18 protein-coding genes are annotated in these 20,393 nt (G+C 55.4%); 3 read left to right on the top strand and 15 right to left on the bottom strand.

Annotated features, from left to right (window positions below; all coding sequences use genetic code 11):
- Positions 1-239: 239 nt before the first annotated feature.
- The 8 genes from HB664_RS00335 to HB664_RS00300 all read right to left on the bottom strand — a co-directional run bounded on the left by HB664_RS00335 (position 240) and on the right by HB664_RS00300 (position 5,364).
- Positions 240-536, bottom strand: a complete 297-nt coding sequence (locus HB664_RS00335; protein WP_033146723.1) for a YqjK-like family protein — start codon at positions 534-536, stop codon at positions 240-242.
- A 2-nt stretch (positions 537-538) separates the two neighbouring features.
- A complete protein-coding gene (locus HB664_RS00330) occupies positions 539-931 on the bottom strand; it encodes a phage holin family protein (protein ID WP_023333540.1) in 393 nt (130 codons plus the stop codon).
- 1 nt (position 932) lies between these two features.
- Entirely contained in the window at positions 933-1,238 is a 306-nt protein-coding gene (locus tag HB664_RS00325; protein ID WP_008503141.1) for a YqjD family protein, read from the bottom strand.
- Positions 1,239-1,269: 31 nt separating this feature from the next.
- Positions 1,270-1,638, bottom strand: a complete 369-nt coding sequence (locus HB664_RS00320; protein WP_023309291.1) for a DUF1090 domain-containing protein — start codon at positions 1,636-1,638, stop codon at positions 1,270-1,272.
- A 142-nt stretch (positions 1,639-1,780) separates the two neighbouring features.
- Positions 1,781-2,164: an EnvZ/OmpR regulon moderator MzrA gene (gene mzrA, locus HB664_RS00315; RefSeq protein ID WP_039260467.1), complete on the bottom strand. Its 384-nt coding sequence runs from the start codon at positions 2,162-2,164 to the stop codon at positions 1,781-1,783.
- Positions 2,165-2,166: 2 nt separating this feature from the next.
- On the bottom strand, positions 2,167-2,829 hold the full coding sequence (gene yqjA, locus HB664_RS00310) for a DedA family general envelope maintenance protein YqjA (protein ID WP_024906405.1): 663 nt from the start codon (positions 2,827-2,829) through the stop codon (positions 2,167-2,169).
- 344 nt (positions 2,830-3,173) lie between these two features.
- Complete coding sequence (gene exuR, locus HB664_RS00305) at positions 3,174-3,950, bottom strand: transcriptional regulator ExuR (protein ID WP_023309288.1); 777 nt, start codon at positions 3,948-3,950, stop codon at positions 3,174-3,176.
- Positions 3,951-4,065: 115 nt separating this feature from the next.
- Positions 4,066-5,364, bottom strand: a complete 1,299-nt coding sequence (locus tag HB664_RS00300; RefSeq protein WP_023333537.1) for an MFS transporter — start codon at positions 5,362-5,364, stop codon at positions 4,066-4,068.
- Between the two features lie 475 nt (positions 5,365-5,839).
- On the opposite strand from HB664_RS00300, the gene uxaC reads away from it, so the two are divergent.
- Positions 5,840-7,252 (top strand): glucuronate isomerase, encoded by a 1,413-nt coding sequence (uxaC, locus tag HB664_RS00295; protein WP_047060289.1) that lies wholly within the window; start codon positions 5,840-5,842, stop codon positions 7,250-7,252.
- Between the two features lie 17 nt (positions 7,253-7,269).
- The gene (locus tag HB664_RS00290) at positions 7,270-8,757 is read left to right on the top strand and encodes a UxaA family hydrolase (protein WP_048974669.1); all 1,488 of its coding nucleotides are present in this window, start codon (positions 7,270-7,272) and stop codon (positions 8,755-8,757) included.
- A gap of 139 nt (positions 8,758-8,896) precedes the next feature.
- Here HB664_RS00290 and sstT read toward each other — a convergent pair whose 3' ends face one another.
- The 4 genes from sstT to HB664_RS00270 form a co-directional block, all read right to left on the bottom strand.
- Positions 8,897-10,138 carry a serine/threonine transporter SstT gene (gene sstT, locus HB664_RS00285; protein WP_029739668.1) on the bottom strand — a complete coding sequence of 414 codons (1,242 nt, stop codon included), beginning with the start codon at positions 10,136-10,138 and terminating at the stop codon, positions 8,897-8,899.
- Between the two features lie 219 nt (positions 10,139-10,357).
- Positions 10,358-11,326 (bottom strand): TerC family protein, encoded by a 969-nt coding sequence (locus tag HB664_RS00280; RefSeq protein ID WP_029739669.1) that lies wholly within the window; start codon positions 11,324-11,326, stop codon positions 10,358-10,360.
- Positions 11,327-11,576: 250 nt separating this feature from the next.
- A complete protein-coding gene (locus HB664_RS00275; RefSeq protein WP_219940259.1) occupies positions 11,577-12,575 on the bottom strand; it encodes a Gfo/Idh/MocA family protein in 999 nt (332 codons plus the stop codon).
- Between the two features lie 70 nt (positions 12,576-12,645).
- Complete coding sequence (locus HB664_RS00270) at positions 12,646-13,149, bottom strand: YgjP-like metallopeptidase domain-containing protein (protein ID WP_023333531.1); 504 nt, start codon at positions 13,147-13,149, stop codon at positions 12,646-12,648.
- Positions 13,150-13,232: 83 nt separating this feature from the next.
- Between HB664_RS00270 and rlmG the strand changes: the two genes are divergently transcribed.
- Positions 13,233-14,369: a 23S rRNA (guanine(1835)-N(2))-methyltransferase RlmG gene (gene rlmG, locus HB664_RS00265; RefSeq protein ID WP_010435862.1), complete on the top strand. Its 1,137-nt coding sequence runs from the start codon at positions 13,233-13,235 to the stop codon at positions 14,367-14,369.
- Positions 14,370-14,425: 56 nt separating this feature from the next.
- Here the strand turns inward: rlmG and HB664_RS00260 are convergent, their stop codons facing one another.
- The 3 genes from HB664_RS00260 to lsrK form a co-directional block, all read right to left on the bottom strand.
- Positions 14,426-16,312: an ATP-dependent endonuclease gene (locus HB664_RS00260; protein ID WP_219940258.1), complete on the bottom strand. Its 1,887-nt coding sequence runs from the start codon at positions 16,310-16,312 to the stop codon at positions 14,426-14,428.
- 233 nt (positions 16,313-16,545) lie between these two features.
- Positions 16,546-18,567 (bottom strand): NADPH-dependent 2,4-dienoyl-CoA reductase, encoded by a 2,022-nt coding sequence (locus HB664_RS00255; protein WP_219940257.1) that lies wholly within the window; start codon positions 18,565-18,567, stop codon positions 16,546-16,548.
- Between the two features lie 207 nt (positions 18,568-18,774).
- The gene (gene lsrK, locus HB664_RS00250; protein ID WP_219940256.1) at positions 18,775-20,373 is read right to left on the bottom strand and encodes an autoinducer-2 kinase; all 1,599 of its coding nucleotides are present in this window, start codon (positions 20,371-20,373) and stop codon (positions 18,775-18,777) included.
- Positions 20,374-20,393: the final 20 nt, after the last annotated feature.

The raw sequence follows: 20,393 nt of genomic DNA, 5'->3' as shown, positions 1-20,393 counted from the left end.
AACCACATGAGCGGCTGAACATTATTTGTCTGCAATTCCGGGTAGATACCGCGGCGTTGCTGTCGATGGAGAGGATAATAAACGGGGCGGGTGGTAATTGTTAGCAAGGAAAACTGTCAATCTTCTTCAAAGATATTGAGTAAGGGAACGTGCGCGCTGGTGCCATCACCCCAACCCTTTCCCACGGGGAGAGGGCGCAAAAACAAAAAACGGTAACCTGAGTTACCGTTTTGCTTTTATCACCGCAGCTGCTGCTGCCGCAACGTGGCTTTCACCAGACGCCAGGCGCTCCAGGCGCCGAATCCACGACGAGCCCAGCGGATCAGCATGTTCGGATGACGAACCGTCCAGATCGCCATCACGCTGCTGCCGACCAGCGCCCACGAACGCAGGCTCAGAACGGTATTCCAGCCCCGGTCAAACCGTCGCGTCGCGTCGATCCAGTCGCGACGACTGGCAGACAGATCCAGCCGTTGCTGCTGGATCTGGCTTAACAGGTACGCTTTTCGCTTTTGACGTTCGGCTTTATCGCTCACGGCTAGTCATCCTCCAGCAGAGCGCGATCGTTCGCCAGCTCCTGACGCGTATGGCGCAGGAAAGTGGATTTGCGCGCTTTACGCAGCGTCCAGATACCGCCTATCAACGCAGCGACCAGCAGAACGACGGTGGTGGCAATCATCGCGTTAAGACGATACTGCGGATCGATGGCCCAGATGATTAACACCATCAGGCTCATCAGACCAAACGCGGCAAAGAGCATGGTCAGCCCGAGCATTAGCAGCATCTGGAAGAGGTTCGCTTTCTCCTCTTCCAGCTCGACCACTGCGAGCCGGACGCGCGTTTCGGCAATCCCGACCAGCGTCGTTAAAATACGCTGGCCGATGCCGAGGACGTTGTTAGCAGGCCCTTGTGCGTGACGAGGATCTTCCATATCAACGACGCGTCAGAAGGACACCCAGTACCACACCCACTGCGGCACCAATCCCTACACCCGTCCATGGATTATCACGCACATATTCGTCCGCGCGCGCAGCCGCTTCGCGGGTCTGTTTCGCCAGCGCATCACCGGTTTCACCCAGGCGATAGCGGCTCTCTTTCAGCGCCTGCTCCGCCTTGCTGCGCAGCTTGCTGACCTCTTCTTTTGACTTGTCAGCAGAGGAGTTCAGCACCTCTTCAAGGGTATCGGCCAGGGATTTCAGTTCAGCGCGCAGATGTTCAGACGTCGTATCTTTTGACATGATTCTCTCTCCTGTTGAGATTTCCGTTAACTCAATAATCGCGAGCTTCCAGCGCTTTCAGGTCGTCCTGCGCTTCTTTCAACTTCTTCTCGCGCTTAGCAATTTTTTCCGCATCTCCTTTCTCTTTCGCTTCCTGCAGGTCGCGACGGCGCTCGGCTATCTCGTCCTTCTGTTCAGCGATTTTCTTCTTGTGGTCGGCACGAAGCTTGCTGTCTGAACAGTTCGCTTTCACTTCGCTCAGCGCTTTTTTAAGACCATCAACACGGTGCTGATTGTTATGCTTTTCGGCATAACCGATCTCACGCTGAATATCCTGTTCTTTCTCCTGACAGAGAGAGTTTGCGAAGGATGCTGTGCTTAAAGAAAAAAGGGCCAGAGCCAGAGTCATGCGGAATTTCATTATCGAAACCTTCCATTGTGTTGCGGCGTTAGCCGCTATCCAAAGTTATGCGGAGTACATCGAGGGGTGCTCCGCGTACTTAAGCATAGTAAGTAAACGGGGGATTCACCAAAGTGAGTGAAAAGATTCGGAATCCTGGAAGTTATCCAAACCGATGCGACGTATCGCGAATCAATGAGAGCCAGGCTGCAGGCTGGCTGTCATCTTCCTGCTGGGCAATGATATACCCGTGCGGCAGGGTACGGTCGAGAACCACTTTCGCGGCGGCACTTTGCGCACGGGAATCAAACTTGATCAGTAAAACATCGTCCTGCGGGGTAATGCTCTTAAAGCGGATCCCATTCGCGTCCAGATGATGCCAGACAGAAAAACCGTCAGGCACGCTGGCGCCCTGGTTTACCGGGCGAATAGCCAGCGTCGATTCCTGATGCGAAAGCGCGCTCCATGCCAGCAGCATGGCGCTGAGGACGATCAGCGTAATTACGGCAACGGCAAAACGGCGCAGGGCGAGCGGTGAGATAGCCATCGTTAGCCTCTGGCTCCGTATTTCTTCTTCCACAGGACAACCAGTGAGCCAATCAGGCCGAAGACCAGCAGAACCACAGGCAGCAGCATCAGGCAGGACATCAGCTGATCTTCATATTTCATAAAGACCGGCGTTTTACCCAGCGCATAGCCGAGCGTCGTCAGAATAAGCACCCATAGCAGGCCGCTCATCCAGTTAAAGAACTGGAAGCGCGTGCTGCTCAACCCCGACAGACCGGCAATGGTCGGCAGCAGGGTGCGAACAAAGGCGATAAAGCGGCCAATCAGCAGCGCGGAAAGCCCGTGCTTGTGGAAAAGGTGGTGCGCCCGCTGGTGATAATGCGCGGGAAGATGAGAGAGCCAGTTCTGGACGATCCGGGTATTGCCCAGCCATCGTCCCTGGATATAGCTCACCCAGCAGCCGAGGCTGGCCGCCACGGTCAGTAATAAAATGGTGTGTGGAAACGCCATCGCCCCTTTGGCACACAGCACGCCGACAAGCACCAGCAAACTGTCACCGGGCAGGAAGGCAGCAGGCAGCAAACCGTTCTCAAGGAACAGGATCATAAACAAGACGAAATAGAGCATGCCAATCATGGAAGGGTTGGCCAGCGTTTCAAAATCCTGCGCCCAGAGGGCATGCAGCAGTTGGGTCAAAAGTTCCATTCAGTGTTCCTGGAAATCGGTTAACGTCACGCCTGTTATCCGGGACAAACAGCACGGCGACATTGTTGTGATTTCATTATGGTCGCTCGCGGACACATTGCGGTGTGGCCAACACTGTTCCCTGTTAATTGGCTGGTTAGCAAGCACTAACTTACAAAATAAGGAATTGAATCCAATTGTAACAAAGCCCAACGTTCTGCGTCACAGAATTTGCAGGGGTGAGTTGATTTTGGCGTAAGCCCAGGAAGTGAGCGAGGGGATTTACAAAGGCTGACACTATATATGTTTTGCTTACTCCTGTAAGCCGGAAGGCGCGACGTAGCGCCTGCCAGCAGAAAGGTCATCTATTTTGCGGCACTGGAAGCCGTATCGAGATGAACAACCGGATTATCGGCAAAAAGATAGCGGTCAGCGTTAAATTCGAAGTCATCGCTGGTTTCGTTGAACAGCATCTGCTTGGTGTTTTCCAGGTGCTGCCACATCGCCAGCTTAGCGGCATGCGGATCTTTACGAATCAGCGCCTTAAGGATTTGGTCGTGATCGTCGCACCAGTTGTCGACGGTACGGGAATCGATATGGTCGTGCAGTTTTTTCCAGTACGGGTTGTGAACGCGCTGAGTCCACATTTTTTCAACGATTGCCGCCAGCGCCGTATTTTGGGTTGCCAGGGCGACCTGAACGTGGAACTGCAGATCCCACTCTGAATCGCGGAAACATTTCTCCTTACGGGCATTCTCCTGGATCTCCATCAGCTTCATGATGTCCTGCTTGGTCACCTGCGTCGCCGCAAACTCAGCGATATTGCTTTCGATCAGCTGGCGAGCCTGGAGCAGCTCAAACGGGCCATAGCTGGCGAATTCCAGACTTTCGTCCGCGACGGGAGAGTGTTTCGGCAGATTAGAAATCACGTGAATGCCGGAGCCTTTGCGTACCTCAACGTAGCCTTCCACTTCCAGCATGATAATCGCTTCACGCACCACCGTGCGGCTGACGCTTTTTTCATCCGCGATAAAGCGCTCGGCGGGAAGTTTATCACCGACAAGATAGACCCCTTGCTCGATGCGATCTTTCAGCTCCGCAGCAAGTTGTTGATACAAACGACGTGGTTCGGTGATTTCCATATGCGCTCCAGGCAGGGTACGGCAGATGATTTGTTATACCACTTTTGCGTGCCACTCTCCAGATTTTGCCATTAAAAAAGCCGCCCGGAGGCGGCTTCGGCGAAACGCATTTTCGCTAACTCTGCGTCGCCGGTTTCCCGAGGGACTCTTTCGCCAGCTCTTCTGCGGATTTGCTTTTCAGCACCGTCCAGATAACCACCGCACCCATCAGGTCGAAGATCGCCAGCACCGCGAACAGCGGGCTGAAGCCGATGGTATCCGCCAGCGCGCCGACCACCAGTGCAAACATGGTGCTCGCGGTCCAGGCGGCCATGCCGGTCAGGCCGTTGGCGGTTGCCACTTCGTTACGACCAAAGACGTCAGACGAGAGCGTAATCAGCGCGCCGGACAGGGACTGGTGCGCAAAGCCACCGATGCACAGCAGGGCAATGGCAACGTACGGGCTGGTGAACAGGCCGATCATGCCAGGGCCGATCATCAGCAGTGCGCCCATGGTCACCACCATCTTACGGGAAACGATCAGGTTCACGCCAAACCAGCGCTGGAACAGCGGTGGCAGGTAGCCGCCCACGATACAACCCAGGTCAGCGAACAGCATTGGCATCCAGGCGAACATAGCGATCTCTTTCAGGTTAAAGCCGTAGACTTTAAACATGAACAGGGGGATCCACGCGTTAAAGGTACCCCAGGCCGGTTCAGCCAGGAAACGCGGCAGGGCGATGCCCCAGAACTGACGGGTGCCCAGGATCTGCCAGACGGTCATTTTTTTGCCGTTGTTGGTCTGATGCTGCGCTTCCTGACCGCCAATGATGTATTCACGTTCTTCTTCGGAGAGTTTTTTCTGATCGCGCGGGTGTTTGTAGAAAATCAGCCACGCCATCGCCCAGGCGAAGCTCAGCACGCCTGAGATGATGAACGCCATCTGCCAGCTGTGCATCACGATGGCCCACACCACCAGCGGCGGCGCTATCATCGCCCCAATGGACGAGCCCACGTTGAAGTAGCCGACCGCAATGGAACGCTCTTTCGCCGGGAACCACTCGGAGCTGGCCTTCAGGCCCGCCGGGATCATCGCTGCTTCAGCCGCACCGACCGCACCGCGCGCCAGCGCCAGTCCACCCCAGCTGCCTGCCAGCGCGGTTGCACCGCAGAACACCGCCCAGGCGATGGCGAAGAAGGCATAACCGATTTTGGTACCGAGAATGTCCAGCACATAGCCCGCAACAGGCTGCATGATGGTATACGCCGCGGAATAGGCGGCAATGATGTAGGAGTATTGCTGCGTGGAGATATGCAGCTCTTCCATCAACGTTGGCGCTGCTGCTGCCACGGTGTTACGCGTCAGGTAGCCCAGCACGGTGCCTAACGTCACCAGTGCGATCATATACCAACGTAACCCTTTAATTTTACGCATCTAAAACCTCATCGTTATGTTATTTCCGCGCCAGAGCACGGCAACCTCTCAACCGTTTCCGGGAGCAGTTGTGTAACGGGAGGGGCGTAACCAGGAGCATGTCCCGGAACGGCCCGAACCTTGCCATAAGTAAGCGTGCATAAGTCGGTATCCGTACCGTTAAACCCGATGTCTCTCACAGCGGTAATGCATTCCGTCGGCTGAGTGTTTGCGACGGCGAAAAGATAACTTGTCATACAACTTTAAAAGGTGAGTGACATCACAAATGTATGATTCTTTGTGGGGACATTAATCGTCGCGCGCAAAGCCAGTATTGGCGCGGTCTGCAGAAGGGTTTGCTTCATTGAGGGTAATTTATTTGTTGGCGTTTATTGATCTCACTCACGAAAAAAGCTTCGGTTGGTGGAAATTGGTGTGATAACTTTGCAGCATATGAACATACGCTTTCTGCGCTCCCGTAATGAGGAAGACGATAATGACGCCGTTTATGACCGAAGATTTTCTGTTAGATACCGAATTTGCTCGCCGCCTGTACCACGACTACGCAAAAGACCAGCCGATTTTCGACTACCACTGCCATTTACCGCCGCAGCAGGTTGCCGAAAATTATCGCTTCAAAAACCTGTATGACATCTGGCTGAAGGGTGACCACTATAAATGGCGTGCCATGCGCACCAACGGCGTGGCTGAGCGCCTGTGTACCGGCGATGCGACCGACCGCGAGAAGTTTGACGCCTGGGCGGCAACCGTTCCACACACCATCGGCAACCCGCTCTACCACTGGACCCATCTTGAACTCCGCCGTCCGTTTGGCATCACCGGCAAGCTGCTTTCCCCAACGACCGCGGATGAAATCTGGGATCGCTGCAACGCACTGCTGGCGCAGGATAACTTCTCCGCGCGCGGCATCATGAAGCAGATGAACGTGAAGATGGTGGGCACCACCGACGATCCGATCGACTCCCTGGAGCATCATGCCGTTGTTGCGAAAGACACCTCTTTTGATATCAAAGTGCTGCCAAGCTGGCGCCCGGACAAAGCCTTCAACATTGAGCAGGCCACCTTCACCGACTACATGGCGAAGCTGGCGGAAGTGTCGGATACCGACATCCGTCGTTTCGCTGACCTGCAAACCGCGCTGACCAAACGTCTGGATCACTTCGCGGCGCACGGCTGTAAAGTGTCTGACCACGCGCTGGACGTGGTGCTGTTTGCGGAATCAAACGAAGCCGAGCTGGACAGCATTCTGGCGCGTCGTCTCTCTGGTGAAGGCTTAAGCGAGCACGAAGTGGCGCAGTTTAAAACGGCGGTGCTGGTGTTCCTCGGTGCGGAATACGCGCGTCGCGGCTGGGTACAGCAGTACCATATCGGCGCGCTGCGCAATAACAACCAGCGCCAGTTCAAACTGCTCGGTGCTGACGTGGGCTTCGACTCCATCAACGATCGTCCGCTGGCGGAAGAGCTGTCAAAACTGCTGAGCAAACAGAACGAACAAAACCTGCTGCCTAAAACCATCCTGTACTGCCTGAACCCGCGCGATAACGAAGTGCTGGGTACCATGGTCGGCAACTTCCAGGGCGAAGGGATGCCGGGCAAGATGCAGTTCGGTTCCGGCTGGTGGTTTAACGATCAGAAAGATGGCATGGAGCGTCAGATGACGCAGCTCGCGCAGCTGGGCCTGCTGAGCCGCTTTGTCGGCATGCTGACCGACAGCCGCAGCTTCCTGTCCTATACCCGTCATGAATATTTCCGCCGCATTCTGTGCCAGATGATTGGCCGCTGGGTGCACGCAGGCGAAGCGCCAGCGGATATCCAGCTGCTGGGCGAAATGGTGAGAAACATCTGCTTTAACAATGCGCGTGACTACTTCGCCATTGAACTGAACTAAGGCCGTTTGAGGTTGATATGCAATACATCAAAATCCATTCGCTGGATAACGTGGCCGTCGCGCTGACGGATCTCGCTGAAGGCGACGTGGTGACCGTTGATAACCAGAGCGTCACCCTGCGTCAGGCGATCGTCCGTGGACACAAGTTTGCCCTGATCCCCATTGCGAAAGGGGAGAACGTGGTGAAGTACGGTTTGCCCATCGGCCATGCGCTGGCGGATATTGCGCCGGGTGAATACATTCACTCACACAATACCCGCACCAATCTGAGCGATCTGGACGAGTACAGCTATCAACCTGATTTACCCGCGGAAGAGCGTCAGGCGGCCGATCGTGAGGTGCAGATCTACCGTCGCGCCAACGGCGACGTGGGGATCCGCAACGAGCTGTGGATCCTCCCGACCGTCGGCTGCGTCAACGGAATTGCGCGCCAGATCCAGACGCGCTTCCTGAAAGAGACCAACAACGCCGAAGGGACTGACGGCGTGCATCTGTTCAGCCACACCTACGGCTGTTCCCAGCTCGGTGACGACCACATTAACACCCGCACCATGCTGCAAAACATGGTGCGTCATCCGAATGCGGGCGCGGTGCTGGTGATTGGCCTGGGCTGCGAGAACAATCAGGTGGACGCCTTCCGCGACACGCTGGGCGAGTTCGATCCTGAGCGCGTGCATTTTATGGTGTGCCAGCATCAGGACGATGAAGTGGAAGCGGGCGTTGAGCAGCTTCACCAGCTTTATGAGGTGATGCGCCATGACAGGCGCGAGCCGGGCAAGCTGAGCGAGCTCAAGTTTGGGCTGGAGTGCGGCGGGTCAGATGGCCTTTCCGGCATTACCGCTAACCCGATGCTGGGCCGCTTCTCGGATTACGTGATTGCCAACGGCGGCACGACGGTGTTGACCGAAGTGCCGGAAATGTTCGGCGCGGAGCGTATTCTGATGAGCCACTGCCGCGACGAAGAGACCTTTGAGAAGACCGTCACCATGGTGAACGACTTCAAACAGTACTTCATCGCCCACAATCAGCCGATTTACGAGAACCCGTCGCCGGGCAACAAAGCGGGCGGGATCACCACGCTGGAAGAGAAATCCCTCGGCTGCACCCAGAAAGCGGGCGCGAGCCAGGTGGTTGACGTGCTGCGCTACGGCGAGCGCCTGAAAACTCACGGTCTGAACCTGCTGAGCGCACCGGGCAACGATGCGGTCGCCACCAGCGCGCTGGCGGGTGCTGGCTGTCATATGGTGCTGTTCAGTACCGGTCGCGGCACGCCGTACGGTGGTTTTGTGCCGACGGTGAAAATCGCTACCAACAGCGAGCTGGCGGCAAAGAAAAAGCACTGGATCGACTTTGATGCGGGCCAGCTGATTCACGGCAAAGCGATGCCGCAGCTGCTGACGGAGTTCGTGGATACTATCGTGGAATTTGCTAACGGCAGGCAGACCTGCAACGAGAAGAACGACTTCCGCGAGCTGGCGATCTTTAAGAGTGGTGTGACGCTTTAATCGGTGCGGCCTGATGCCCTCACCCTGACCCTCTCCCACGGGGAAAGGGTACAAACACTAAAAACGGCAACCTCAGGGTTGCCGTTTTGCATTTACCCTGTAGGCCCGGTAAGGCGTAGCCGCCACCGGGCTTTTGTTGTTAACTGCGCAGGGCGTTCTTCGCTAAACGCGCGTCTTCCGCCTGACAGGCCGCTGCGGTAAACAGCACGTCGGTAGAGGAGTTCAGCGCGGTTTCGCAGGAGTCCTGCAGCACGCCGATGATAAAGCCGACGGCCACAACCTGCATCGCAATCTCGTTCGGGATGCCGAACATATTACACGCCAGCGGGATCAGCAGCAGCGAACCGCCCGCTACGCCGGATGCGCCACAGGCGCACAGTGACGCCACCACGCTCAGCAGCAATGCGGTTGGCAGATCCACCGGAATGCCCAGCGTATGCACCGCCGCCAGGGTCAGCACGGTGATGGTGATTGCCGCGCCCGCCATGTTCACGGTTGCGCCCAACGGGATCGACACGGAATAGGTATCGCGGTCCAGGTTCAGCTTCTCCGCCAGCGCCATGTTAACCGGAATGTTCGCCGCAGAGCTGCGGGTGAAGAAGGCATACACGCCGCTCTCGCGTAGGCAGGTCAGCACCAGCGGATACGGGTTGCGGCGGATCTGCCAGAACACCAGCAGCGGGTTGATCACCAGCGCCACCAGCAGCATACAGCCGACCAGCACAACCAGCAGCTGCGCGTAGCCCCACAGCGCGTCGAAACCGGTGGTTGCAAGCGTAGAGGAGACCAGCCCGAAAATACCGATTGGCGCAAAGCGAATCACCAGCTTCACCATAAAGGTCACGGCGTTGGACAGATCGTTGACCAGGTTTTTCGTGGTGTCGTTACCGTGACGCAGCGCGAAGCCCAGACCAATCGCCCAGACCAGGATGCCAATGTAGTTTCCGCTCATCAGCGCGGTGATGGGGTTAGAAACCATGCTCATCAGCAGTCCGCGAAGCACTTCGACAATGCCGGATGGCGGCGTGATGTCACCGGCCGCGCTGGTCAGGTGCAGCGTGGACGGGAACAGGAAGCTAAACACCACGGCCGTTAAGGCAGCCGAGAAGGTTCCCAGCAGATACAGGAACAGAATGGGGCGAATGTTGGTTTTTTGTCCGTGCTGGTGGTTGGCAATTGACGCCATGACCAGCATCAGAACCAGTACCGGTGCCACGGCCTTCAGTGCGCCAACGAAAAGGGTCCCGAGCAGCCCCGTGGCCTCCGCCGCAGGTTTTGACACCATCGCCAGCAGAATACCCAGCACCAGCCCGACCAGAATTTGTTTAACGAGGCTGCCCTGCGCCAGGCGCGCGAACAGTCCGCTTGATTGTGTGCTCATACGTATTTCCTGAGTGAAATTGCGTTCCATCCCGGATGTGCTCTTAGTCACATTTATGTCCGGATGTAAGTAAATGTTTGCCTGGTCGAGTATAGGGAATGCGCGAAAGGAAGGAAGCGTAAAATGCTGGATTTTACGTGTTGCATCATATTTTTTAACTACTGCGTTACAAAAGTGTGTTCACCCTCTCCCTGTGGGAGAGGGCCGGGTTGAGGGGGATTACTCCACCTGCTGCTTCTTATCGTGCTGGCGGTTAACCCAGGTATTGATAATCAGCGTCACGATCAGAATGCCAAACACCACGCCGAGCGAAATGGCGATCGGGATATGGTAGAAATCGACGATCAGCATCTTGATGCCGATAAACACCAGGATCACCGACAGACCGTACTTCAGCATCGAGAAGCGCTCCGCCGCGCCTGCCAGCAGGAAGTACATCGCACGCAGGCCGAGAATGGCGAACAGGTTAGACGTCAGGACGATGAACGGGTCGGTGGTCACTGCGAAGATCGCCGGAATGCTGTCCACCGCGAAAATCACGTCGCTCAGCTCAACCAGAATCAGCACCAGCAGCAGCGGAGTGGCAAACAGCAGGCCGTTCTTGCGCACGAAGAAGTGCTCGCTCTCGATCTTGTCGGTCATGCGCAGATGCCCACGGATCCACTTCACCAGCGGGCGATCGCCAATCGCGGAGCCGTCTTCTTTCGCCAGCGCCATTTTGACCCCGGTGAACAGCAGGAACGCGCCAAAGACGTACAGCAGCCATTCGAACTGGGTAATCAGCCAGCTGCCGGCGAAGATCATGATGGTACGCAGGATAATCGCGCCCAGCACGCCGTACACCAGCACGCGTCGCTGCAGGGCAGCAGGCACGGCAAAGTAGCTGAACAGCATCAGCCAGACGAAGACGTTATCAACCGCCAGGGCTTTTTCAATCAGATAACCGGTGAGGAAGGCGAGCGCCTGAGGGTCGGCCACCGCGCGGCCTTCGGTCGAGGCCAGGTACCACCAGAAGGCGGCACAAAACAGCAGGGAGAGGGTGACCCACACCAGAGACCAGGCCGCAGCCTGTTTGATGCTCATGCCGTGCGCGCCGCGACGGCCCTGCAAAAAGAGGTCGATCGCCAGCATGATGAGCACGACAACCGCGAATCCGCCCCACAACATTGGAGTGCCGACAGAATGCATACTATTTTCCTTACACATAAAAAACAAAAACGGCCATGGTCAGAAGACGATAGCCGTTAGCTTTTTATGCATAGACCTCGCCTTCCGGCAAGGTCTCACTTACAACCACGAAGGTTGCCCGGCGACCGGATGCGTGTTTAACGCATCGTAATGACGATCCACCGGCGAAGAAGTTACTCCCCTTTGCAGGTAACAAAATATGTCAGACCATTGGTTTCGTCAATGGTCTGCGCCGTTTCATTACACAGCTTTACGCGATCGCTTCCGCGCTCACGCCGTCTGCCGGGAATACCACGCCGGTCTGGCGACGGATCTCCGTTTGCAGCTTCGCCGTGGTGCGGCTCACCGCGAGGCCGGGGTGATTCACTTCGTTGTCTTCCACCAGACGGGCGAAGACCTCTGCCTCATAGAGCATAGTGTTAATATGCTGAGGCTGCGTCAGCTCCTGCGCTTTGCCGCCGCGCGGCACAAAGCTCACTTTCTGGCACTCGGAGATCTTCTCAATAACCAGCGAGCCCGCTTCGCCCTGAATTTCGCTCGGCAGCACGGAGTCGCTCACCTTGGAGTGCTGCAGCGTGACGCTGAAATCACCGTAATCCAGCACCGCTACACCGTGCGCATCCACGCCGCTCTCCAGCAGGCTGGCTTGCGCACTGACGCCGTGCGGTTCGCCCCACAGGGCCACGGCAGAGGCCAGGCAATAGAAACCGATATCCATAATCGAGCCGTTCGAAAACGCCGGGTTAAAGGTGTTCGGGTTCTCGCCGTCCAGATAGCGCTGATAGCGCGACGAGTACTGGCAGTAGTTAATAAAGGCTTTACGCACTTTGCCAATTTTCGGCAGGGACTGCAGCAGCAGCAGGAAATTCGGCAGGCTGGCGGTTTTGAACGCTTCGAACAGCACCACCTGGTTTTCGCGGGCAAGCGCAATGGCCGCTTCCACTTCCTCAATGTTTGACGCCAGCGGCTTCTCGCAAATCACATGCTTTTTATGACTGAGGAACAGCTTCGTTTGCGGGAAGTGCAGGGAGTTCGGGCTGGCGATATACACCGCGTCAATGGCGTCGCTTTGCGCCATGTCATCAAGCGAAGTGAAGAGATGCTCAACGAGGTAATCGTTGGCAAAACTCTGCGCCTGCTCAAGGCTGCGGGAATAGACTGCGGTAAGCTTAAGTTTGCCGGTTTCGTGGGCGGCGTCGACGAACTGGCGCGTGATCCAGTTCGTACCAATGACTGCGAAACGTATCATAAACGTTTACGTACTCCGTAGCGGGGAACCTTTAGCCACTGTAGCACGTCATCATGACAATTCGCGTGCGCTATTCCGCATTACCATTTAACGATAAATGCGTAAGCCACAGGCGGGTATCAAACTCCAGCTGGTGGTACTGCGGCTCCATGTGGCAGCACAGGGAATAGAACGCTTTGTCGTGCTCTTTCTCCTTCAGGTGCGCCAGCTCGTGGACGACGATCATCCGCAGAAAGGCTTCCGGCGCGTTACGGAAAACCGTCGCGACGCGGATTTCGGCCTTCGCTTTCAGCTTGCCGCCCTGTACGCGGGAGATGGCGGTGTGCAGGCCGAGCGCGTTTTTCAGCACGTGGATCTTGTTGTCGTACATCACCTTGTTGATCGGCGGCGCGCTCTTCAGATACCGGCTTTTCAGATCCTGCGTATACTGCCAGAGGGCCTTATCGGTCGCGAAATCGTGCGTGCCGGGATAGCGTTTTTCCAGCACCGCGCCGAGCTTCTGCTCGGCAATCAGGCTGCGAACCTGAGTCAGTAAATGCTCCGGATAGCCCTGGAGATAAGTAAGTTGGTTCATCAAAAGCCCAAATTAATGCGAAAACGGGTATACTCACGCACCCTTTTCAGGGATACGCCAAATTTTACCATTCAGGAGGGCCGATGAGCCACTTAGACAACGGTTTCCGTTCACTCAACCTTAAACGTTTCCCGGAAACGGACGACGTTAACCCGCTCATGGCGTGGGAAGCGGCGGATGAATATCTGCTGCAGCAGTTGGATGAGACTGAAATCCGCGGCCCGGTTTTGATCCTGAATGACGCCTTTGGCGCGCTGGGCTGCGCCCTGGCGGAGCACACGCCATACAGCATCGGCGATTCCTACCTGAGCGAGCTGGCGACGCGTGAAAACCTGCGCCATAACGACATCGAAGAGTCCAGCGTGAAGTTCCTCGACAGCACCGCGGACTACCCGCAGGCGCCGGGCGTGGTGCTGATCAAAGTGCCAAAAACCATGGCGCTGCTGGAGCAACAGCTGCGCGCGCTGCGTAAGGTCGTGACGCCGGAAACGCGCATTATCGCGGGCGCTAAAGCGCGCGATATTCACACCTCGACGCTCGAGCTGTTCGAGAAAGTCCTCGGCCCGACCACCACGACGCTGGCCTGGAAAAAAGCGCGCCTGATCAACTGCACCTTCAGCGCGCCGGAGCTGGCCGACGCGCCGGAGACCCTGAGCTGGAAGCTGGAAGGCACCGACTGGACCATCCACAACCATGCGAACGTCTTCTCCCGCACCGGGCTGGATATCGGGGCGCGTTTCTTTATGGAACATCTGCCGGAAAATCTGGAAGGGGAAATCGTCGATCTGGGCTGCGGTAACGGCGTGATTGGCCTGACGCTGCTGGCAAAGAACCCGGACGCCAGCGTGGTGTTCAGCGACGAATCGCCAATGGCGGTGGCCTCCAGCCGTCTGAACGTGGAAACCAACATGCCGGAAGCGCTGGACCGCTGCGAGTTTATGATCAACAACGCGCTGTCCGGCGTAGAGCCGTTCCGCTTCAACGCCGTGTTCTGCAACCCGCCGTTCCACCAGAAGCACGCCCTGACGGATAACGTCGCGTGGGAGATGTTCCACCACGCGCGCCGCTGCCTGAAAATCAACGGCGAGCTGTACATCGTGGCGAACCGCCACCTGGACTACTTCCACAAGCTGAAGAAGATTTTCGGCAACTGCGTCACCGTTGCGACGAACAATAAGTTCGTGGTGCTGAAAGCGGTGAAGCTGGGACGTCGTCGGTAAGATTGTTTTGCCCGGTAGCGCTTCGCTTACCGGGCTTTTTCATTCTTTTAACAAATTTATGATGCAGTTCCCTGAGTCATTGCGTTAGTTTCAATTTCTGTTGGAGTAACCGAGTTAGTAATCTGCACTGCCGTTAAGCGAGTTGTGACTGCCTCAGCAATATCTTCTAGTTTTGACCAAACTAGTGCCCCCGTTGGAAGAGAGCTACCTTCTATTTCGAGAATACCATCCAAAAGATTTTTTATTTTATTGTACAAATCATCTTCCTCTTTCATATGCTTTATACAATTATCAGGTTTTTCACTACCAATCGTTTCATCAAAATACGCTTCTTCAAAATTTATGATTGATGCGATTACTCGTGAATTCTCGCTTTGATTAGCTAAAATTTTATTATTATTAGTCCATGCTGGATTTACACTTTCAAATGTCTCATAAACAATTAAGTCTGGAGTGCTCAATTTTTTATTTTTTCTTTTAGAAATTATTAATGGTGTATCAGTGTCGTGCAAAACATAGTATTTTACTCCAAAATGATTAAGAACTTTCATCATCGAAGCAACAGTAACTTTGCCTCTGGCTCTAATAATGTTTAGGTCCTGATATTCAAAATTGTTCCTAGATTTTTCAATTTGTTTGATGTAATTAAATGCTGAATATTCAGTATCTCCCTCAACAATCATAATCCTTCCGCCGAAAAAAGCTTCCGATATGTGAGAATCGAATAGGTTAATTAATTTAAGGTTTTCTTTGTCATTATTATCAAGTTGCGCTTTGTCGGGTCTAAACAAGGTTGTTGTTTTTATATTATTGTCTGAGTTTTTATCAACCCTAATAATTGTTGTATGATCTTTTGTAAGGTCTATAAAGCTCGGTGAATGTGTGGCGATCATTATTTGCCAATTTTCATTATCAGGTAAACTATAAAGAACATCTCTCGCAAGAGCAGTTGCTTGTGGATGTAAACTTACTTCAGGCTCATCTAATAATAAAACATGGGCTATGTTGGGACCTAATTTTTCGTGATATGTTTTAGCTTTTGATGACGCAGGCTTAGCAGCTACTCCTTTATCGGCCAGCAGCTTCAATATTGTCCACAGTGCCGTTCTTCTACTGCCACTCCCTTGTTTCTCTAATGGGAAAGTAATACCATCAGTTGGACCCATTTCTAATAAAAACTCATCTCCTAATAAATCAATTTTAATAGGGGCTGTGCTTTCTGGTGAATAAATTTTCAATGAATGGCTAGGGAATATTTGTCCAATTATTTGATTTGCTTCTTGTTCTAATGAATAAATATTTTCACTTTGTAATTGTTTAGAGGAGTTTCGAAGTTCTCTTAATTCATCTACAAGTTTTTCATATTTACTAAATTCATCCTCATCATGCAGTTTTATAGTTTTTATCCCATCTTCAAGTAAGTTTTTCAACAAAGAGGTTATCGCCTTTGTTTGAACATCAGGATCATCAAATGTATTAACTCTATGTGGTTTCGGTCTGCGGGATTTTGCAACGTTGTTAACACCCCAAGGCATAGTTTCTTCATCGCTTGGTTCAGCCCAACGATTTGCATTTATATTGTAACCAACTCTAATTGGATCCGAGTTTATATTCATCCATTTCCATTTTTCTTTAACCAAGAAATTATCACTTCCTTCTATTGGATCACACCATTTATCACCGGGCTTGTTTTCATTGGTAACGATTGAATGCACGATAATTTCAGGTAAGTGATTAACATCCACAGTTTTATTGTGAAAATCTTCAATTGAGAGTTTTAATCCATCTGTAACGGCTTCATATGCTCGGAGAATAGTACTTTTACCAGCGTTGTTTGGTCCTACCAAAATGACAATTTTATCAATATCTAGAGCAATTTTCTCACTACCAATACAACCAAAGTTTGAAACTTCCAGTCTACATATTTTGGGTACTGTTGACATATGAAATCCTTTTTAAAAGTAGTTGATGGAATGATTTTTGAACATTCAATATACTTACTGTTTGTATTGTATTTAGCAATATATACTAATAAGATATGCTATTTAAACTCCAGAAATTTTAAAATGAGATCTAAATATCATTTTAAATAATAAATACCTAATATTAAATGAGGAAGAGGTATACACCTTAAAATTAAATTGCCCGGTAAATTAAGCATTACCGGGCAGTGCCGTTAAATACTCAAAGCTAATGTCGTCCCCTGCGCAATTGCCCGCCGCGCATCCAGCTCCATCGCCACGTCGCATCCGCCAATCAAATGCACCGTTTTACCGGCTTCGCGCAGCGGATCCGCCAGATCGCGCTTCGGCTCCTGCCCGGCGCATAAAATCACATGATCCACACGTAACAACTGCGGCTCGCCGCCGATCGTGACGTGCAGACCCTCGTCGTCGATCTTCTGGTAGCTCACCGCCGGGATCATCTTCACCCCGCGCGAGAGCAGGGTGGCGCGGTGGATCCAGCCCGTGGTTTTGCCCAGCCCTTCGCCCGGCTTGCTGGCCTTGCGCTGCAGCATCACGATCTGGCGCGGGCTTTTCGGCAGCTGCGGCCCTTCCGGGCGTAGCCCGCCGGACTGGTTCAGGCTGGTGTCGATACCCCATTCCACGCAAAACTCGGCAATGTTCTGGCTGGTGGCCTCGCCCGGCTGGCTTAAGTACATGGCGGTATCAAAGCCGATCCCGCCGCAGCCGATAATCGCCACCTTCTCGCCGACCGGCGTTTTGTCACGCAATACATCCAGATAGCTCAACACTTTAGGATGATCGATGCCCTCGATCGCAGGCGTGCGCGGTACGATCCCGCTCGCCAGGATCACCTCGTCGAAACCGATCAGATCCGCCGCGCTGACAAACTGATTAAGCCGCAGCTCGACGCCCGTCAGGTCGATCATCCGGCGGTAGTAGCGCAGGGTTTCATAGAACTCCTCTTTGCCGGGGATCTGTTTGGCGATATTAAACTGCCCGCCAATCTCCGCTAGCGCATCAAACAGCGTCACGCTGTGCCCGCGCGAGGCGGCATTCACCGCAAACGCCAGGCCCGCGGGGCCAGCGCCCACCACGGCCAGACGCTTTTTACTGACCGCCGGAACGATCGGCATTTTGGTTTCATGGCAGGCGCGAGGGTTAACCAGGCAAGAGGTGACCTTGCCGACGAAGATCTGATCCAGACAGGCCTGGTTACAGCCGATGCAGGTGTTGATTTCATCCGCACGGCCGCTTTGCGCTTTGGAGAGCAGTTCGGCATCGGCCAGGAACGGGCGCGCCATCGACACCATATCGGCGTCGCCGCGTGAAATCACATCGTCCGCCACCTGCGGATCGTTAATGCGGTTGGTGGTGACCAGTGGAACAGAGACTTTGCCTTTCAGCTTCCGTGTTACCCAGCTGAACGCCGCGCGCGGCACCGGCGTGGCGATGGTGGGGATGCGCGCCTCGTGCCAGCCAATCCCGGTGTTGATAATCGTGGCACCGGCGGCTTCAATCGCCTGCGCCAGTTGCACGGTTTCGTCGAACGTGCCGCCGCCTTCCACCAGGTCGAGCATCGACAGGCGGAAGACGATAATAAAGTCCGCGCCCGCACGTTCGCGCACCGCGCGCACCACCTCCACGGCAAAGCGCATCCGGCGGGCATAGTCGCCGCCCCATTCGTCGTCGCGCTGGTTGGTGCGGGCCGCGAGGAACTCGTTAATCAGATAGCCTTCTGAGCCCATCACCTCCACGCCGTCGTAGCCCGCCTCGCGCGCCAGCGCCGCGCAGCGGGCAAAGTCGTCGATCAGCGCGAGGATCTCATCGTGGGTGAGGGCGTGAGGTTTAAAGCGGTTGATTGGCGCCTGAATGGCCGACGGCGCGACCAGGTTCGGCTGATAGCTGTAGCGTCCGGTGTGCAGGATTTGCAGGGCGATTTTACCGCCCTCGCGGTGTACCGCGTCGGTCACAATGCGGTGGTGCGGCAGCTGTGACGCATCGTTCAGGACCGCGCCGCCCTCCATGCCCACGCCGGAAGGCGCCGGGGCCACGCCGCCGGTGACAATCAGTGCCACCCCGTGGCGGGCGCGCTCGGCATAGAAGGCTGCCAGACGCTCGGCCCCGTCGGGATGCTCCTCCAGCCCGGTGTGCATCGAGCCCATCAACACGCGGTTTTTGAGTGTGGTGAACCCCAGATCGAGGGGGGCGAATAACGACGGGTAGCGGCTCATAGTCTCTTCCAGTGTAAAATTATTGTTATGTGGTCGGATGAGTTACTAATTTAGCCAGCGGGAGCGGAAAGGTAAAAGCGGGATCGAATGATTGTGATAGATCTCAAAGAACTTCGCCCCTCACCCTAACCCTCTCCCCAAAGGGGAGAGGGGACTGGCTGGTGCGGTCTCAAAGAATTGGCTCGATCTGATTTTTTCCCTCTCCCCTCAGGGGAGAGGGGCAGGGTGAGGGGTGTGGGTTTTTACTAACCCCGGGGCCTGCCACATCGACGTCGTCAGCCCGCTGTCCACCAGCCCGAGCTGGTCCGCGTACACTGCCTGCCATTTCTGCATCATGCCGTCGTACAGCTCGCGGTGCTGCGGGTTCGGCGTGAACTCGCGGCTCCACTTCACCAGCCGCTCGCCCGTCGAGGCCATATCCGCAAACAGCCCCGCGCCCGCGCCTGCGGCAATCGCGCAGCCGAGCGCCGTCGCCTCTTTCACTTCCGGCACGCGCACCGGCAGCCCGGTGACGTCGCTTAAAATCTGGCTCCACAGGGCGCCTTTGCCCCCGCCGCCCGCAAACACCAGGCTTTCAAACGTCACGCCGGAGAAGCGCGAGATCTGCGCCAGGTTGCAGGCCGAGACAATCGCCGCGTTCTCCTCCAGGGCGCGGAACAGCGTCGCTTTGTTGCACTTTTCCGGGTCGATGGAAAGGTTAATGAACGACGGCGCGGCGTGGTACCACTGCTTGAAATGCATCGCGTCGGAGAAAATCGGCATCACCCCGTGGGAGCCTGCCGGTACGCGGCTCGCCATCTCTTCCAGCAGGGAATAGGTGTCCATCCCCATCCGCTCGGCAATCAGCTTTTCCTCGGCGCAGAAGGCGTCGCGGAACCAGCGCATGGTCAGCCCGGTAAAGAAGCTGATCGACTCCGCCTGCGCCATGCCGGGGATAACGTGCGGGTTCACGCGGATATTCATCTCGGGGTCGGTACGCACCTGCGGCAGGTTGACCACCTGCTGCCAGAAGGTGCCGCCCAGCACCGCCGTCTGTCCGGCACGGACCACGCCCAGCCCCAGACAGCCCAGCTGCACGTCGCCGCCGCCCATCACCACCGGGGTGCCTTCGCGCAGGCCACTCTGCTGCGCGGCCTCTTTGGTAATCGCGCCCAGCACGGTGCCGGTCTCTTTCACCGGGGAGAGGATATCTGCGCGCAGCCCGGCCATATCGAGCAGCGCCGGACGCCAGTCGCGGGAGAAGAGATCCAGCATGCCGGTGGTGCCCGCGTTAGACGGGTCGACAGCCAGCTCGCCGGAAAGCTTCGCCGCCAGCCAGTCGCTGATCATGGTGATGGTGGCGGCTTTACGGTAGATGTCAGGACGATGGTGCGCCAGCCACAGCAGGCGCGGCATGGCGCTCAGCGCCAGCGTCTGGCCGGAAACCTCATACACCTGGGATTCAAAACGGTCGTCGTGGATCTCTTTGAGTTCGGCCACCTCGCGGCTGGCGCGGGCGTCGACGTTGGCGCAGGCCCAGATGGCCTCGCCGTCGCGGTCGTACAGCACGATCCCTTCGCGCATCGAGCAGCAGGCGACGGACTGAATATCCGCCGTGCTCAGGCGCGCACGTTCCAGCGCCTGATGAATGCACCGGCAGGCCAGCTGCCAGTTGGTCTCCAGATCGAACTCCATCGATCCCGGCACGTTCTCCACGCTCAGGTGCTTCCACTCGGCCTGGCCGACGGCAATCTGGTTGCCCTGTAAATCGAAAATCACGGCGCGAACGCTGCCTGTCCCTGCATCTAACGCTAAAAGGTAACTCATGAGCTTGCCTCGTTGTTAGC

This window comes from Enterobacter sp. DNB-S2 (assembly GCF_019443845.1).
In the GTDB taxonomy this organism is placed as follows: Bacteria; Pseudomonadota; Gammaproteobacteria; order Enterobacterales; family Enterobacteriaceae; genus Enterobacter; species Enterobacter asburiae_B.
The sequence above is the reverse complement of the archived record's forward strand: the minus strand, read 5'-3'. Positions and strand labels throughout refer to the sequence as shown.

Bases quoted from the DNA above. Each gene is read 5' to 3' on its own strand.
- uxaC (WP_047060289.1), top strand. From the start codon at position 5,840: ATGACGCCGTTTATGACCGAAGATTTTCTGTTAGATACCGAATTTGCT.
- HB664_RS00330 (WP_023333540.1), bottom strand. From the start codon at position 931: ATGGAAGATCCTCGTCACGCACAAGGGCCTGCTAACAACGTCCTCGGC.
- HB664_RS00255 (WP_219940257.1), bottom strand. From the start codon at position 18,567: ATGAGCCGCTACCCGTCGTTATTCGCCCCCCTCGATCTGGGGTTCACC.
- sstT (WP_029739668.1), bottom strand. From the start codon at position 10,138: ATGAGCACACAATCAAGCGGACTGTTCGCGCGCCTGGCGCAGGGCAGC.
- mzrA (WP_039260467.1), bottom strand. From the start codon at position 2,164: ATGGCTATCTCACCGCTCGCCCTGCGCCGTTTTGCCGTTGCCGTAATT.
- exuR (WP_023309288.1), bottom strand. From the start codon at position 3,950: ATGGAAATCACCGAACCACGTCGTTTGTATCAACAACTTGCTGCGGAG.
- HB664_RS00280 (WP_029739669.1), bottom strand. From the start codon at position 11,326: ATGCATTCTGTCGGCACTCCAATGTTGTGGGGCGGATTCGCGGTTGTC.
- HB664_RS00260 (WP_219940258.1), bottom strand. From the start codon at position 16,312: ATGTCAACAGTACCCAAAATATGTAGACTGGAAGTTTCAAACTTTGGT.
- HB664_RS00320 (WP_023309291.1), bottom strand. From the start codon at position 1,638: ATGAAATTCCGCATGACTCTGGCTCTGGCCCTTTTTTCTTTAAGCACA.
- HB664_RS00290 (WP_048974669.1), top strand. From the start codon at position 7,270: ATGCAATACATCAAAATCCATTCGCTGGATAACGTGGCCGTCGCGCTG.
- lsrK (WP_219940256.1), bottom strand. From the start codon at position 20,373: ATGAGTTACCTTTTAGCGTTAGATGCAGGGACAGGCAGCGTTCGCGCC.
- HB664_RS00270 (WP_023333531.1), bottom strand. From the start codon at position 13,149: ATGAACCAACTTACTTATCTCCAGGGCTATCCGGAGCATTTACTGACT.
- rlmG (WP_010435862.1), top strand. From the start codon at position 13,233: ATGAGCCACTTAGACAACGGTTTCCGTTCACTCAACCTTAAACGTTTC.
- HB664_RS00275 (WP_219940259.1), bottom strand. From the start codon at position 12,575: ATGATACGTTTCGCAGTCATTGGTACGAACTGGATCACGCGCCAGTTC.
- HB664_RS00300 (WP_023333537.1), bottom strand. From the start codon at position 5,364: ATGCGTAAAATTAAAGGGTTACGTTGGTATATGATCGCACTGGTGACG.
- HB664_RS00325 (WP_008503141.1), bottom strand. From the start codon at position 1,238: ATGTCAAAAGATACGACGTCTGAACATCTGCGCGCTGAACTGAAATCC.
- yqjA (WP_024906405.1), bottom strand. From the start codon at position 2,829: ATGGAACTTTTGACCCAACTGCTGCATGCCCTCTGGGCGCAGGATTTT.